Source organism: Cellulomonas sp. ES6, from assembly GCF_030053835.1.
In the GTDB taxonomy this organism is placed as follows: domain Bacteria; phylum Actinomycetota; class Actinomycetes; order Actinomycetales; family Cellulomonadaceae; genus Cellulomonas.
In genome coordinates, this window is record NZ_CP125655.1 from 2,922,519 (window position 1) to 2,937,431 (window position 14,913).

16 protein-coding genes are annotated in these 14,913 nt (G+C 75.3%); 12 read left to right on the forward strand and 4 right to left on the reverse strand.

Going from position 1 to position 14,913, the window contains the following annotated elements:
* Positions 1-189 precede the first annotated feature (189 nt).
* On the forward strand, positions 190-552 hold the full coding sequence (locus P9841_RS13625; protein WP_283319189.1) for a hypothetical protein: 363 nt from the start codon (positions 190-192) through the stop codon (positions 550-552).
* A 31-nt stretch (positions 553-583) separates the two neighbouring features.
* A complete protein-coding gene (locus tag P9841_RS13630; protein ID WP_283319190.1) occupies positions 584-781 on the forward strand; it encodes a hypothetical protein in 198 nt (65 codons plus the stop codon).
* Between the two features lie 104 nt (positions 782-885).
* Here P9841_RS13630 and P9841_RS13635 read toward each other — a convergent pair whose 3' ends face one another.
* On the reverse strand, positions 886-1,353 hold the full coding sequence (locus tag P9841_RS13635) for a VOC family protein (protein WP_283319191.1): 468 nt from the start codon (positions 1,351-1,353) through the stop codon (positions 886-888).
* A 107-nt stretch (positions 1,354-1,460) separates the two neighbouring features.
* On the opposite strand from P9841_RS13635, the gene P9841_RS13640 reads away from it, so the two are divergent.
* The 4 genes from P9841_RS13640 to gap all read left to right on the forward strand — a co-directional run bounded on the left by P9841_RS13640 (position 1,461) and on the right by gap (position 6,374).
* Positions 1,461-2,447 (forward strand): helix-turn-helix transcriptional regulator, encoded by a 987-nt coding sequence (locus P9841_RS13640; RefSeq protein WP_283319192.1) that lies wholly within the window; start codon positions 1,461-1,463, stop codon positions 2,445-2,447.
* Between the two features lie 182 nt (positions 2,448-2,629).
* The gene (locus P9841_RS13645) at positions 2,630-4,264 is read left to right on the forward strand and encodes a methyl-accepting chemotaxis protein (RefSeq protein ID WP_283319193.1); all 1,635 of its coding nucleotides are present in this window, start codon (positions 2,630-2,632) and stop codon (positions 4,262-4,264) included.
* A gap of 33 nt (positions 4,265-4,297) precedes the next feature.
* Positions 4,298-5,254: a GlxA family transcriptional regulator gene (locus P9841_RS13650; protein ID WP_283319194.1), complete on the forward strand. Its 957-nt coding sequence runs from the start codon at positions 4,298-4,300 to the stop codon at positions 5,252-5,254.
* A gap of 115 nt (positions 5,255-5,369) precedes the next feature.
* On the forward strand, positions 5,370-6,374 hold the full coding sequence (gene gap, locus P9841_RS13655) for a type I glyceraldehyde-3-phosphate dehydrogenase (RefSeq protein ID WP_283319195.1): 1,005 nt from the start codon (positions 5,370-5,372) through the stop codon (positions 6,372-6,374).
* Between the two features lie 63 nt (positions 6,375-6,437).
* Here the strand turns inward: gap and P9841_RS13660 are convergent, their stop codons facing one another.
* From P9841_RS13660 to P9841_RS13670, 3 genes are all read right to left on the reverse strand, one after another.
* Positions 6,438-7,754, reverse strand: a complete 1,317-nt coding sequence (locus tag P9841_RS13660) for a hypothetical protein (RefSeq protein ID WP_283319196.1) — start codon at positions 7,752-7,754, stop codon at positions 6,438-6,440.
* A gap of 177 nt (positions 7,755-7,931) precedes the next feature.
* Positions 7,932-8,513 (reverse strand): GNAT family N-acetyltransferase, encoded by a 582-nt coding sequence (locus tag P9841_RS13665; protein WP_502848919.1) that lies wholly within the window; start codon positions 8,511-8,513, stop codon positions 7,932-7,934.
* Positions 8,513-8,959 (reverse strand): SRPBCC family protein, encoded by a 447-nt coding sequence (locus P9841_RS13670; RefSeq protein ID WP_283319198.1) that lies wholly within the window; start codon positions 8,957-8,959, stop codon positions 8,513-8,515. Before P9841_RS13670 ends, P9841_RS13665 begins: the two co-directional genes overlap by 1 nt.
* A 108-nt stretch (positions 8,960-9,067) precedes the next feature.
* Here P9841_RS13670 and P9841_RS13675 point away from each other — a divergent pair, with 108 nt between their 5' ends.
* The 6 genes from P9841_RS13675 to P9841_RS13700 all read left to right on the forward strand — a co-directional run bounded on the left by P9841_RS13675 (position 9,068) and on the right by P9841_RS13700 (position 14,829).
* On the forward strand, positions 9,068-9,229 hold the full coding sequence (locus P9841_RS13675) for a hypothetical protein (RefSeq protein ID WP_283319199.1): 162 nt from the start codon (positions 9,068-9,070) through the stop codon (positions 9,227-9,229).
* Positions 9,226-9,315, forward strand: a complete 90-nt coding sequence (locus P9841_RS13680; RefSeq protein ID WP_222170594.1) for a potassium-transporting ATPase subunit F — start codon at positions 9,226-9,228, stop codon at positions 9,313-9,315. Before P9841_RS13675 ends, P9841_RS13680 begins: the two co-directional genes overlap by 4 nt.
* Positions 9,315-10,985 carry a potassium-transporting ATPase subunit KdpA gene (kdpA, locus tag P9841_RS13685; RefSeq protein ID WP_283319200.1) on the forward strand — a complete coding sequence of 557 codons (1,671 nt, stop codon included), beginning with the start codon at positions 9,315-9,317 and terminating at the stop codon, positions 10,983-10,985. The genes P9841_RS13680 and kdpA overlap by 1 nt, the downstream gene beginning before the upstream one ends.
* A gap of 5 nt (positions 10,986-10,990) precedes the next feature.
* A complete protein-coding gene (kdpB, locus tag P9841_RS13690; RefSeq protein WP_283319201.1) occupies positions 10,991-13,159 on the forward strand; it encodes a potassium-transporting ATPase subunit KdpB in 2,169 nt (722 codons plus the stop codon).
* A 43-nt stretch (positions 13,160-13,202) separates the two neighbouring features.
* The gene (kdpC, locus tag P9841_RS13695) at positions 13,203-13,802 is read left to right on the forward strand and encodes a potassium-transporting ATPase subunit KdpC (protein ID WP_283319202.1); all 600 of its coding nucleotides are present in this window, start codon (positions 13,203-13,205) and stop codon (positions 13,800-13,802) included.
* Between the two features lie 82 nt (positions 13,803-13,884).
* Positions 13,885-14,829: a glycoside hydrolase family 43 protein gene (locus P9841_RS13700; protein WP_283319203.1), complete on the forward strand. Its 945-nt coding sequence runs from the start codon at positions 13,885-13,887 to the stop codon at positions 14,827-14,829.
* Positions 14,830-14,913 lie beyond the last annotated feature (84 nt).

The following is a 14,913-nucleotide window of genomic DNA, read 5'->3' on the forward strand; positions in this document are numbered from 1 at the left end:
CTGTCAACGTACATCTCTGTACATCGTGCGAGGTGCGGTGGTCACCGGCGTGATGGCCGAAGCCTTGTCCCGTGCTCACGGGAGCCGGGAGGCTGACACCGTCCTTGCCGGAGACGTCATCAGCCGCGCGGTCGCGCACAGTGACGACCGTCTGGCGCTCCCGGCTCGCTGCGAGTCAGGGGAGGAACGATGAGAAGCGTGTTCGGCTGGGTGGCAGGTGCGATGGTGGCCACGCTGGTGGGGTTCGGAGGCCTCGTCGCCACGGACTCGCCCGCGGAGGCTGCCGGGAACTACGCCCGTTGCACCAACGGAATCACGACCCGGGACTGGACCGGGAAGAACCCCAAGGACTGCACGCCGTCCGGCACGTACTGGTTGTACGACGGTGCAGGGAAGCCCCTGATGAAGGTGACGCAGGCGAACCGGACGTCGCCCGTCTGGACGGCAATCAAGCAGGGGTACACGGCCGCCCAGAACTGGTGCAAGAACAACAGCCTGACGTGCGGTGTCGTCACGGCAGCCGGTGTCGTCATCGTGTCGGGGCTCATCTAGTCCCGGCAGCGGACCGGAGGCGGGAGGAATCATGTCGAGCAGAGTGGCGACGGCGCTGGTCGCGCTGGTGGCGTTCTGGGTCATGTACGTCGTGTTCGCGGTCCTCGGCGGGCGGTTCGACCTCGGAGTCGCGCTCGTCCTGGCTGTGGGGGCGCTTGCCGTGTCGGTCCTCGACCGCGCGCGGCGCCGGCGTCGGCGCGAGGGGGCGGCAGCGAGACGGGCGGGCTAGCGGCGACGCGGAGCGAGCGCCGAGGACGGGACTCCGCGGATGCACGTCACGGCTCGCCCGGACCTGGGCGGGCCGTGACGTGCTGCACCGGCCGGTGCCGGGGCTCATCCCGCGCGCGGCGCCTCCACGTCGACCACCCACGTCACCCCGAACCGGTCGGTGAGCATGCCGAAGCCGGGGCTCCACGGGGACGCCGCGAGGGGCTCGACGACCTGGCCGCCCGCCGCGAGGCCGTCCCACAGCGGGGTGACCTCGTCGAGCGACCGACCGCGCAGCGACTGGAAGAACGGGCGGTCGGTGAGGGTCAGGCCGTTCTCGCGCCGGGTGCTGCCGGCCGGCCCGGCCAGGCCCGGGGCCGGCTCGCCGGGGACGTCGTACGCCATGAGCCGCAGGCCGCCCGGGGTGTCGAGCTGCCCGAACACGAGCCGGTCCGCACCGGGGGCGTCCTGGGGTGCGCCGAGGTCGGCGTACGTCGCGGTGGTGAGGGTGCCGCCGAACACCGCGCGGTAGTGCTCGAGCGCCTCGCGGGCGGTGCCGCGGAAGTTCAGGTGGGTGGTGGTCGTCAGGGTCATCGGGTCCGTCCTTCGCGTGGGTCGGCGGTCACCGGGGCGGTGCCGTGGCGCCACGGTGGCTCATGTCGCGGACAGGTCGTGTCCTCGATCGCGCGCACACTGGGGGCGTGCCCGGGACCGCCACGCGCCTGCTCGCCCTGCTCTCGCTGCTCCAGTCCCGTCGCGACTGGCCCGGGCAGGTGCTCGCCGACCGCCTCGACGTGACCACCCGGACCGTCCGGCGCGACGTCGACCGGCTGCGCGAGCTCGGCTACACCATCGCCGCGACGTCGGGCCCCGACGGCGGCTACCGCCTGGCCGCGGGCTCGGAGCTGCCGCCGATGCTGTTCGACGACGAGCAGGCGGTGGCGGTGGCCGTCGCGCTGCGGCACGTGCCGTCCAGCGGCGTGGACGTCGACGAGGCGGCCGCGCGCGCCCTGGCGACCGTCCGGCAGGTGATGCCGTCGCGGCTGCGGCACCGCGTCGACGGCATCCGGTTCTCCGGCTCACCGCCCGCGGAGCGGGTCGACCCGGCGGTGCTCGAGGCCGTCAGCACCGCGACGCGGGAGCGGCGGACGCTGCGGTTCGACTACGCCGGCCGCGCCGACCCGGTGCGGGTGGAGCCGCACGCCGTCGTCGCCCGCGGGGGCCGCTGGTACCTGCTCGCCTGGCACCCGGGGGCAGCGGGCTGGCGCACCTACCGGCTGGACCGGATGGCGCCGCGGCACCCGGCGGGCGCGCGGTTCGACCCGCGGCCGGTGCCCACCGGCGACGCCGGCACGTTCCTCGCGGCCCGCGCGCGGGGCCTCGACTCCGGCGTCGACCCCGCGCCGACCCTCGCACCGGACCCCGACGCCGCCGGAGCCTGGCCCTGCACGGGGGAGGTCCTGCTCGAGCTCCCGGCGGCCGCGGTCGCCCCCTGGCTGGGCGACGGCGTCCTCGTGCCCGTCTCGGCGACGGCGTGCCGGGTGACGGCGGGGTCGTGGTCGTGGGCCGGGCTGCTCGCGTGGGTGCTGCGGTTCGACGCGCCGTTCACGGTGCTCGGGCCGGACGCCTTCGCCGAGGCGACCGCGGCGCTCGCACGGCGGGTGGGGGCAGCGGCGGGCGGTGCGTGAAGCAGTTCGGATCGCCGAATCTGCGGATCAGGTCCGCTCAAAGTCCCAGGTCGCGGGGTGGACACGGGAACCCCGCCGCCCGCGAGGGACGATGGTCCCCTCCTGAGCGCGCCCGCGACGGCGATCAGCAGTCCACGGCCGGCACGACACCGGACGACCACTGGACACAAGGGGGCCGTGCCATGGGCACGACAGCACCGACAGCACCGCACCGCCGCACGCTCGTCGCCTGGTTCCGGGACCGGGGCGTCAGCACCAAGATCCTCGCCGCCGTCCTGGTGGCCGCCGCGGTCGGCGCGGCCGTGGGCGTCATGGGCATCGCCGCGCTCGGGCGCACGGACCAGGCGACCACCTCGATGTACGAGCAGAGCTTCAAGGGCCTCGAGTACGCCGCCGTCATGCGCCGCGCGACGGCGGAGATGCGGTTCCAGATCGCGAACCACATGCTCGTGACCGACGACGCCGCGAAGGACGCCGCCGAGCAGAAGATCGACGCGTCGGAGGCCGAGATCCGCGACGCCGCCGCCACGTACGGCGAGCTGAGGCTCGGCGCGGAGCAGCGCGCGTCGCTCGACGAGTTCGTGACGGGCCTGGACGCCTACGCGGCCGTCCGGGACAACGACCTGCTGCCGGCCAGCCGGGACCGCGACCTGGCCCGGTTCGTCAAGCTGCGCGACAGCAAGGCGCAGGGCCTGATCGACTCGATGAACGCGAGCGTCACCTCGCTGGTGGACCACGAGAGGGAGTCGGCCGCCGCGGCAGCCGACGCCGCCTCCCGGCAGTACCGCAGCAACCGCCTGCAGGTGATCGTGCTGCTCGCCGTCGGCACGGCGCTGGCGGTCGCCCTCGGCATGGTCGTCGCGCGGTCCATCCGCGGCGGGATCACGCGGGTGCGGGCCGTCGCCGAGGGCATCGCGCGCCGGGACCTGACCGTCCGGGCCGCGCTCGGCTCCCGCGACGAGCTCGGGCTGATGGGCGAGGCGCTCGACACTGCGATGGACGACCTTGGGCAGGTCGTGGCCACGATCGACGCGTCGTCGGGCGCGCTGTCGGCGGCGGCCGAGGAGATGTCGGCGACCAGCGGGGAGATCGCCGCGGCGGCGGAGCAGACGTCCGCCCAGGCCGGCGTGGTCGCGGCGGCGGCCGAGCAGGTGTCCCGCAACGTCCAGACCGTGGCCGCGGGCTCCGAGCAGATGGGCGCCTCCATCCAGGAGATCGCGCAGAACGCGGCGCGCGCCGCGGAGGTCGCCGACCGCGCGGTCGCCACCGTCGGCTCGACGGCGACGACCATGGCACGGCTCGGCGACGCGAGCCGGCAGATCGGCAACGTGGTCAAGCTCATCACCAGCATCGCGGAGCAGACCAACCTGCTCGCGCTCAACGCCACCATCGAGGCGGCTCGCGCGGGCGAGGCCGGCAAGGGCTTCGCGGTCGTCGCGGGAGAGGTCAAGGAGCTCGCGCAGGAGACCGCCAAGGCCACGGGGGACATCGCCCAGCAGGTGGAGGCCATCCAGTCCGAGGCGGGCGGCGCGGAGGCGGCGATCGACGAGATCAGCGGGATCATCGGGCAGATCAGCGCGTTCCAGGGCACGATCGCGAGCGCCGTGGAGGAGCAGACCTCCACGACGGCGGAGATCAACCGGAGCGTCGCCGAGGCGGCCACCGGATCCAGCGAGATCGCCGCGAACATCTCCGGGGTCGCCGACGGCGCGTCGGACACCACGCAGGGGGTCGTGCAGTCGCGGGACGCCGTGCAGTCGCTCGCCGCCATGTCGGCCGACCTCCGCACGCTCGTCGGCAGCTTCCGGGCGGGCTGACCGGCGGTCCGGCACGGCGCCTACGCTGGCGCCGTGCCGGACACCCGCCTGCGCCGCGTCGCCGTCCTGGTGCTCGAGGGCGCCAAGCCGCTGGACGTCGGGATGCCCGCGCAGGTGTTCACCACCCGGCCGTCGATGCCGTACGAGGTCCGGGTGTGCGGTCCCGCGCCCGGCCTGGTGCGCGGCGGCGACGGCCTGTCGTACCACGTGGCCGACGGCCTCGACGCGCTGGCGTGGGCGGACGTCGTGTTCATCCCCGGGTACCGGTTCCCGGACCGGGAGGACCCGCCGCCCGCCGTCGTGGCGGCCCTCGTCGCGGCGCACGAGCGCGGCGCGGACCTGGCGGCGATCTCGACCGGGGCGTTCGCGCTGGCGGCGACCGGGCTGCTGGACGGCCGGCGTGCGACGACGCACTGGCACTACACGCGCGCGTTCGCGGCCCGGTACCCCCGCGTGACCGTGGACGAGAACGTGCTGTTCGTCGACGAGGGCAGCCTGCTCACGTCCGCGGGTGCGGCGTCCGGCCTCGACCTGTGCCTGCACATCATCCGGCGGGACCTCGGCGTCGCGGCGTCGAACCACGCGGCCCGGCGGCTGGTCGCGGCGCCGTACCGCAGCGGCGGCCAGGCGCAGTACGTGCCGCGCAGCGTGCCCGAGCCCCTGGGCGAGCGGTTCGCCGCGACCCGGGAGTGGGTGCTGCGCCGGCTCGACGCCCCGCTGACCCTCGAGGTCATGGCGCGGCACGCGGCGGTGTCGCCGCGCACCTTCTCCCGGCGCTTCGTCGACGAGACCGGCTACACGCCGATGCAGTGGGTGCTGCGGGTGCGCGTGGACGCGGCGCGGGAGCTGCTCGAGCGCTCGCAGCGCTCCGTCGAGCAGGTCGCCGCCGACGTGGGGCTGGGCACCGGCGCGAACCTGCGGCGGCACTTCCAGCGGGTGCTGGGGACGACCCCGAGCGAGTACCGCCGCACGTTCACGCGCGGCGAGTAGGGGCCGCGGCCCGGCTGGCGAGATCCGTGCGGACCGTGGCGCCCCGGCCGCTGTCGGGCGCGCCCCCGCCCCGACAGGCTGGTCGCGACCGATCAGGCACCACCAGGAGGACACCATGACCCGCATCGCCGTGAACGGCTTCGGCCGCATCGGCCGGAACGTGCTGCGCGCGCTGCTCGAGCGCGGCAGCGACCTCGAGGTCGTCGCCGTCAACGACCTCGCCGAGCCGGCCGCGCTGGCCCGGCTGCTGGCGTTCGACTCCACCGCCGGCCGGCTCGGCCGGCCCGTCACCGTCGACGGCGACGCGATCGTCGTCGACGGGCACCGCATCCGGGTGCTCGCCGAGCGCGAGCCGTCCGCGCTGCCCTGGGCCGAGCTCGGCGTCGAGGTCGTCCTCGAGGCGACCGGGCGGTTCACGTCCGCCGCCGCGGCCCGCGGGCACCTCGACGCCGGCGCGCGCGTCGTGCTGGTCGGCGCACCGTCCGACGGCGCGGACGTGACGATCGCCTACGGCGTCAACACCGACGCGTACGACCCGGCCGTCCACACCGTGGTGTCGAACGCCTCGTGCACCACCAACGCCCTGGCCCCGCTCGCCCTCGTCCTCGACCAGCTCGCGGGCATCGAGCACGGGTTCATGACCACCGTGCACGCCTACACGCAGGAGCAGAACCTGCAGGACGGCCCCCACCGGGACGCCCGCCGGGCGCGGGCGGCAGCGGTCAACATCGTCCCGACCACGACGGGCGCCGCGAAGGCCATCGGCCTGGTCCTGCCGCAGCTCGACGGCCGGCTGTCCGGCGACTCGATCCGCGTCCCCGTGCCCGTCGGCTCGCTGGTCGAGCTGAACGCCACCGTGTCCCGCGACGTCAGCCGCGACGACGTGCTGGCGGCGTACCGGGCCGCGGCGGCGGGGCCGCTCGCGGGGGTCCTGGAGTACTCGGAGGACCCGCTGGTGTCGTCCGACATCACCGGCGACCCGGCGTCGTCGGTGTTCGACTCGCTCCTGACCCGCGTCGACGGCCGGCACGTCAAGGTCGTCGCCTGGTACGACAACGAGTGGGGCTTCTCGAACCGCGTCGTCGACACGCTCGAGCTGCTCGCGCGCTCGCTGGCCTGACGTCCCGGGCCGCCGGGCGGGAAGCCCCGCCCGGCGGCCGCGGACCTCCGCCCGCGGGCCCGCTCAGCCGGCCTTGACCGCGGACGTCCGCGCCGAGGTGGACGTGACGGTCGTGAACCCGGATCGCGTCACGGTCGCCCGCACCGACACCCGCTTGCCCTTGTCGGACTTCGTCAGCGTGTACGTGGGCTTCGTGGCGCCGGAGATCGCCCGGCCCTCGCGGAGCCACTGGTACGTGGTCCGGGTGCCCGTGACCGACAGCCGGGGGGCGACCGCCGTGAGCCGTGCGCCGACGCGTGCGGTGCCGCTGACCTTGGTCGCGGTCGTCACGGTGATGGTGCCGGGCTTCACGGTGGCCGTGGCCCCGGACGTGCGGGTCGCCGTGGTGTACCCGGCCCTCGCTCCGGAGACCCGGACGCTGAGCGTCGCCCCGCGGTCGGCAGCGGTCAGCGTGTACGTGGACGCGGTCGCGCCGCGGATCGCGGTCCCGGACCGCAGCCACTGGTACGTCAGTGCGACGCCGGACGGCGCCCAGGTGCCGGGCTTCGCGGTGAGGGTGCGGCCCACGGCCGCCGTGCCGGAGACGACCGGTGTCGAGGGGGTGAGCGTGCCCGGGGCCACCGCGGCGGTCGCTGCGGACGGCCAGGTCACGCCGAGGTCCGAGGCGCCGACCCGGATGCTGATCGCCCGGCCGAGGTCGGCGGACGTGGGCCGGTAGGTCGTCCCCGTCGCCCCCTGGATGGGGGTGCCGTCCCTCAGCCACTGGTAGGTGAGGGGCACCTGCCAGGGGTCCCAGAACCAGGGCGCCACGGTGAGGGTGCCGCCGACGACCGGGGTGCCCGTCACCGTCGGTGCCGCCGGAGTGCCTGCGGGGGTCAGGACCGCCCAGTGCGCGGCGGTCCAGGTGCCGTCGGCGAACGGCTGGTACGTGAGCGCGGCCCACGCCCCGGCGCGCGCCACGTCTGCGGCGGTCGGGGTGTACGTGACGACGCAGGTCAGGGACGCGCCGGGCTCGACGGGCGCGTCGAGTGCGATGCCTGCGGCCCAGACGTCCCCGTCCCAGCCCCAGAAGGCGCAGTCACCGCCCGTGACCTCCGGCAGGGCGTCCGTGTCCAGGTACGCCACGAGCGCCGACTCCGGGTCCGGCACGAGGGGTGTCGCGTGCTCGTTGGTCGCGGTGTACGTCCAGGTGACGGGCACCCCGGCCGCGTAGCTGGTGGCAGGGGCCGCGGTGACCGCCAGGGTGAGCTCGTCGTCCGCGGTCGCGGCCTGCGCTCCGCCGGCGGTGCCCGCCGTCAGCAGGCCGGCACCGAGGACGGCCGTGAGGGCGGTGGCTCCGGCTCGCCGGAGCAGCGGACGGGTGAGGGGGACGTGGTGCACGCGGCGCTCCGATTCGGGTCGTGGAGGGAACGCCCGGAGCATCGGCAGCTGCTGCCGCGGCTGGAGGGGACCTCGGGCCCGGGTCGCGTCCGTTCACCCTGATGCCCGAGGCAACCGTCCGTCCGTCCGGCTCGGGACCCGATCAGGTGAACGCGGCCGCGTCCGTCCCGGGGGTGCTCACCGGGCGGCCTGCTCCTCGCGCAGCAGGGCGTACGCGAACGAGTCCAGCCACCGCCCCGACCGGTGCAGCGACTCGGCGCGGAACGTCGCCTCGCGCCGCATGCCGATCCGCTCCATGAGCCGCCACGACGGCGTGTTGTCCGCGAAGCAGAGGGCGGTGACGCGGCGCAGACCGAGGTCGGTGAAGCACAGCCCGAGCACGCGGGCCGCGGCCTCCGTCGCGAGTCCCCGGCCGTGGTGCGCCGGGTCGAACGCCCAGCCGAGCTCCGCCTGCGTCGCCACGGCGTCGCCGGCCACCTCCGTCTGCGCCCAGGCGTCCTCGACGCGGACCATGAGGTCGCCCACGACGACGCCCTCGTGCTCGGCGACCAGCGTCACCCGCAGGCGGTCCGGCTCCGCGAACTGAGGGGCCCACGCGTCGAGCGCGCCCGGCACGGCGGTCATCCACTCCGCCACGGCCGGCAGGCGCCGGTACCGCCACACCGCCTCGGCGTCGGAGGCGGTGGCGGGGCGCAGCGTCAGGCGCTCGGTGGTGACGGGCCAGGCGAGGTCCTGCAGGGCGGGGGGCACGGTCCCCATCATGCGCGCGGCGACGGCCCCGCGGAGCCGGTCTCGGACACCCGGCGGAGGCGCTGCAGGTGGTACCGCCAGCCCTCGGCGTGCTCGGCGGGCAGCGTGGGCGGGGTCCCGGCGGTCGCGAACCCGGACTCGGTGAGCATCACCTCCGTCCCCGCCCCGGCGGCGGCGAGGCGGATCGTCACGTCCAGGGGGTGCGCCCACGACGGCTCGCGCCACCGGAACGCCAGCAGGCCCGGGGCGTCGCACCGGACCACCTCGCCGGTCGCGGACCGCACCTCGCCGTCCTCGGTCCACGTCTCCACGAGCGGGGACCCGGCGACGGGGTCGAAGACGAGCTCGGGCCACCACGCGGCGCGCCCGGCGGTCAGCGCCCACCAGACCGCGTCGGGCGCGGCGGCGACGGTCTGCGAGACGGACACCGATCCGGGCGGGGACGACGGGGGCACGACCGGACGGTAGCGCGGACGCCCGCCGCACGGGATCCGTGAGCACCGCGTCGCGGGCCGTATGGGATCCGTGAGGATCGCCGCCGGCACCCCGGGGGCGGGCGTGTGATGGGCGACGGCCCCGCTCTCGCCGGGGTCGCCGCCCGGCCGAGCGCCGGTGCGGCCCCGTCCGAAGGGAGCCCCCTCGTGCTGGACCTGGTTGTCGTGGCGGCCGTGGTCGTCCTGTTCGCCCTCGTGGGCGCGGTGGCCTCGGGGGTGGAGCGGCTGTGATCGTGCTCGACCTGCTGGCCGTCGTCCTGGGCGTCGCGGCGGTGGTCTACCTGGTGTGGGCGCTCGTGAAGCCGGAGCGGTTCTGATGGGGGCGGGCTGGGCGGCCGCCGCGCAGCTGGCGGCCGTCGTGCTCGTGCTCGCCGCGCTGTACCGGCCGCTGGGCGACGCCATGGCGCGGGTGTACACCTCCGGTCGGGACCTGCGGGTGGAGCGCGTCCTGTACCGGGTGCTGGGGGTGGACCCGGGGTCGGAGCAGTCGCCGCGGGCGTACACGCGCAGCGTCCTGGCGTTCTCCCTGGTCGGCGTGCTGCTCGTCTACGCGCTGCAGCGGCTGCAGGCGTGGCTGCCGTGGGACCTGGGCCTGCCGGGCGTGGGGCAGCACCTCGCGTTCAACACGGCCGTGTCGTTCGTGACGAACACGAACTGGCAGGCGTACTCCCCGGAGGCGACGCTCGGCTACGCGGTGCAGGCCGGTGCCCTCGCGGTGCAGAACTTCGTGTCCGCGGCAGTCGGGCTCGCAGTGGCCGTCGCGCTGGTGCGCGGGTTCGCCCGGCGCCGCAGCGGGACGATCGGCAACTTCTGGGTCGACCTGGTGCGGGGGACGCTGCGGATCCTGCTGCCGCTCTCGGTGGTCGCGGCGGTCGTCCTGGTCGCCGGCGGCGTGGTCCAGAGCTGGTCCGGGTTCACCGACGTGACGACGCTCGCCGGCGGCACGCAGACGCTCCCGGGCGGCCCGGTCGCCTCGCAGGAGGCCATCAAGCTGCTCGGCACCAACGGCGGCGGGTTCTTCAACGCGAACGCGGCGCACCCGTACGAGAACCCCACCGCGTGGACGTCGACGTTCGAGGTGGTGCTGCTCCTCGCGATCCCGTTCAGCCTGCCCCGGACGTTCGGGCGGATGGTCGGCAGCGACCGGCAGGGCTACGCGCTGCTCGCCGCGATGGCGTCGATCTTCCTGGTCAGCACCGTGGCGCTGACGGTCGTCGAGATGCACGGCGCCGGCACCGCGCCGCAGTTCGCGGGCGCCGCGATGGAGGGCAAGGAGCAGCGGTTCGGCGTCGCGGCCTCCGCGCTGTACGCGGGCGCCACCACGCTGACGTCGACGGGGTCGGTGAACGCGATGCACGACTCGTTCACGGCGCTCGGCGGCCTGTTCCCGATGCTCAACATGATGCTCGGCGAGGTCGCTCCGGGCGGTGTCGGCTCCGGCCTGTACGGGATGCTCGTGCTCGCGGTCGTCGCCGTGTTCGTCGGCGGCCTCATGGTCGGGCGGACGCCGGAGTACCTGGGCAAGCGGATCGGGCCGCGCGAGATCAAGCTCGCGTCCCTGTACATCCTCGTGACGCCCACGCTGGTGCTCGCGGGCACCGCGCTGTCGTTCGCGGTCCCGGGGGTGCGCGCCGGCGTGGAGGGCTCCATGGCCAACCCCGGCGTGCACGGCTTCTCCGAGGTGCTGTACGCGTTCACGTCCGCCGCGAACAACAACGGCTCGGCGTTCGCGGGGCTGACGGCGAGCACGCCGTGGTTCGACTCGGCGCTGGGCGTCGCGATGCTGCTCGGCCGGTTCGTGCCCGTCGTGCTGGTGCTGGCGCTCGCGGGCTCGCTCGCCGCGCAGGACGTGGTCCCCGCCACCGCCGGGACGCTCCCCACCCACCGGCCGCAGTTCGTCGGCCTCCTCACGGGCGTCGCGGTGATCGTGACCGCCCTGACGTACTTCCCCGTTCTCGCGCTGGGTCCCCTGGCGGAAGGGCTGTGACTCCCATGACGACGCTCCTGCAGCAGGACCCCGCGCAGCAGGCCCCCGGCGGCCCGGCGGCGCCGGCCCCACGTCCCCGGCGCGGGCTGAGCGCGGCGCAGCTCCGCGAGGCCCTGCCCGGCGCGCTGCGCAAGCTCGACCCGCGCGTGATGTGGCACAACCCCGTGATGTTCGTGGTGGAGGCCGGCGCCGTCCTGACGACGCTCCTCGCCGTCGCGGAGCCGTTCACCGGCGGTCCGGGGGAGTCGGGCGGCACGCCCACGCCCGTGACGTTCACGGCGGCGATCGCCGCCTGGCTGTGGGCGACGGTGCTGTTCGCGAACCTCGCCGAGGCCGTGGCGGAGGGCCGTGGCAAGGCGCAGGCGGACAGTCTGCGGCAGACCCGGTCGAGCACGACGGCCACCGTGGTGGTCGGCTACGACGCGGCGGCCGACCCCGCGGCGGAGCGCGCCCGCACCCGGACGGTCGCCTCGCCCGACCTCGCGCTCGGGGACGTGGTCGTCGTGACCGCCGGCGAGCTGGTGCCGGGCGACGGCGACGTGGTGTGGGGCATCGCCTCGGTGGACGAGTCCGCGATCACCGGCGAGTCCGCGCCGGTGGTCCGGGAGTCCGGCGGCGACCGCAGCGCGGTGACCGGCGGGACGCGCGTGCTGTCCGACCGGATCGTCGTGCGGATCACCTCGACGCCGGGGGAGACGTTCGTGGACCGGATGATCGCGCTCGTCGAGGGGGCCGCGCGGCAGCGGACGCCGAACGAGATCGCGCTGAACATCCTGCTGGCGTCGCTGTCCGTGGTGTTCGTGGTGGTCGCGCTGACCCTCGGGCCGGTCGCGTCGTACGCCGGTGCGGCGGTGAGCGTGCCGGTGCTCGTGGCGCTGCTGGTGTGCCTCATCCCGACGACCATCGGCGCGCTGCTGTCCGCCATCGGCATCGCGGGCATGGACCGGCTGGTGCAGCGCAACGTCCTGGCGATGTCCGGCCGCGCGGTCGAGGCCGCCGGCGACGTCACCACGCTGCTGCTCGACAAGACCGGCACCATCACGTACGGCAACCGCCGGGCGGTGGCGTTCCTGCCGCTCGCCGGCGTCCCGGAGGCGGAGCTGGTGCGGCGCGCGGCGCAGGCGTCCGCCGTCGACCCGACCCCGGAGGGCCGGTCGATCGTGGACCTCGCGGTCGCCGGCGGGGTCGCCGGCGGGGCGGCCGACGTCGCCGACCTGCCGCCCGGGACGGACGTCGTGCCGTTCACCGCGCAGACCCGCATGAGCGGCGTCGACCTGCCGGACGGCACGGTGGTCCGCAAGGGCGCCGGCAGCGCGGTGCTGGCCTGGCTCGCGGCGGCGGAGGCGCCGGCCGGGCTGACGGAGGTCGTCGAGCGCATCTCCGCCGACGGCGGCACCCCGCTGGTGGTCGCGGTGCAGGACCGCGACGGGGAGGGTCGGGTCCTCGGCGTCGTCCACCTCAAGGACGTCGTCAAGGAGGGCCTGTCCGACCGGTTCGCCGAGCTGCGCGCCATGGGCATCCGCACCGTGATGATCACGGGCGACAACCCGCTGACCGCCCGGGCCATCGCGGCGGAGGCCGGCGTGGACGACTTCCTCGCGGAGGCGACGCCGGAGGACAAGCTGGCGCTGATCCGGCGCGAGCAGGAGGGCGGGCACCTGGTCGCGATGACCGGCGACGGCACCAACGACGCCCCCGCGCTCGCCCAGGCGGACGTCGGCGTCGCGATGAACACCGGCACGTCGGCCGCCAAGGAGGCCGGCAACATGGTCGACCTCGACTCCGACCCGACCAAGCTCATCGACATCGTGCGGATCGGCAAGCAGCTGCTCATCACGCGCGGCGCGCTCACCACGTTCTCGCTCGCCAACGACGTCGCGAAGTACTTCGCGATCATCCCGGCGCTGTTCGCCGGCGCGTTCCCGGGGCTCGCGGCGCTCAACGTCATGCACCTGGGCTCGCCGGCCTCGGCCATCCTCTCGGCGATCGTCTTCAACGCGCTCGTCATCGTCGCGCTGATCCCGCTGGCGCTGCGCGGGGTGCGGTACCGGCCCGCCGCCGCGTCCGCGCTGCTCGGCCGCAACCTGCTCGTCTACGGGCTGGGCGGCGTGGTCGCCCCGTTCCTCGGCATCAAGCTGATCGACCTGGTCGTCAGCCTGCTGCCCGGCTTCTGACCGGCGCGCCGGACCCCGACCCCCCGAACCCCGAGAAGGACCCATGAGCTCCCCCCGCACCACCTGGCCGCACGTGCGCGTCGCCCTGCGCGCGATGCTCGTCCTCACCCTGCTGCTCGGCGTCGGCTACCCGCTGCTCGTCACCGGCCTCGGGCGCCTCGTGCCGGCGCGTGCCGACGGCTCGCTCGTCGCCGGGCCGGACGGCGACGTCGTCGGCTCGGCGCTGATCGGCCAGGCGTTCACCGACGCGGACGGGGCGCCGCTGCCGCAGTACCTGCAGCCCCGGCCGTCCGCGACCGGGTACGACGCGGCGGCCTCCGCGGGGTCGAACCTCGGCCCGGAGAACCCGGACCTCGTCGCCGCCGTCGAGGAGCGGCGCGAGGCGGTCGCGGCGTTCGAGGGCGTCGACCCCGCGGCGGTGCCGCCGGACGCCGTCACCGCGTCCGCGTCGGGCCTCGACCCGCACATCAGCCCGGAGTACGCCGAGCTGCAGGTGCCGAGGCTGGCGCGGGAGCGCGGCCTGACGCCCGACGAGGTGCGCCGCGTCATCGCGGACGCCACCACCGGGCCGGACCTCGGGTTCCTCGGGCAGGCGGCGGTGGACGTGCTGCAGGTCAACGTGGCGCTCGACCGGCTGGCGTGACGGGCGGGCGCCGGCGGTGGTGTAGAACGGCGGGGACCCCCGCGACGCCGCGCGGGCGACCGCACGCACAGGAGCGCCCCGCATGACCGAGCCGTACGGCTACCTGCTGGTCCACTTCGTGGAGGACCAGGTGGGCCACGCCGAGAAGATCTACTTCTCCCTGTCGGTCGGCGACGACCCGCTGCGCTGGCGGCGGCTCCGCGGCGGCGAGGCGGTGCTCGAGTCCACCGGCGGGACCGGCGGCGTCCGCGACCCCCACCTGGTGCGCGGGCCGGACGGCTTCCACCTGCTCGTGACGGACCTGCGCGTCTGGCGGCCGGAGGGCCCGGACTGGTGGGCGTACCGGCACCGCGGCAGCCGGGACCTCGTCGTGTGGGACTCGCCGGACCTGGTCACCTGGTCCGCGCCGCGGTACGTCACCGTCGCGCCGCCGGGTGCGGGCATGGCGTGGGCGCCGGAGGCCGTCTACGACCCCGTGTCGGGCGACTACCTGGTGCACTGGTCGTCCGGGCTGGACGACTGCGGTCCCGACGGCGACGCGGGCCGGGACACGGGGCCCGCCCGGATCATGGTGGCCCGCACCCGCGACTTCCGGACGTTCACCGAGCCGCGGACGTACCTGGAGCTGCCCGTCGGCGTGATCGACATGACGGTGCACGTCACCGGCGACGCCGTGCACCGGTTCGCCAAGCAGGACGACGACGCGCCCGGGTCCTGGGGCGTGTTCCACCAGGTCGGCCCGTCGTTCTTCGCGGACGACTTCGTGACGGTGGCCCGGAACATCGGCGCCGACCTCGGCTCCCACGTCGAGGGGCCGCTCGTGTTCCGGGCGCACCACGAGCACCGGTGGTACCTGTGGGTGGACCGGTACCCGGAGCTGCCGCAGGGCTACCGCGCGCTGACGACCACCGACCTGCGGTCGGGGGACTGGCGGCCGGTGCCCGACCTGGAGCTCGAGCCGAACACCAAGCACGGGGTGGTCCTGCCGCTGCTGCGCCACGAGCACGCGGCCCTCGACGCCCTCTGAGGTGACCGGCGCCGGCCGGTCCGGCGCGCCGTCGCGGTGCCACCCCCGGGGTGGACCCGTCGCCCCTCCGCCCCCCGGCGCCGC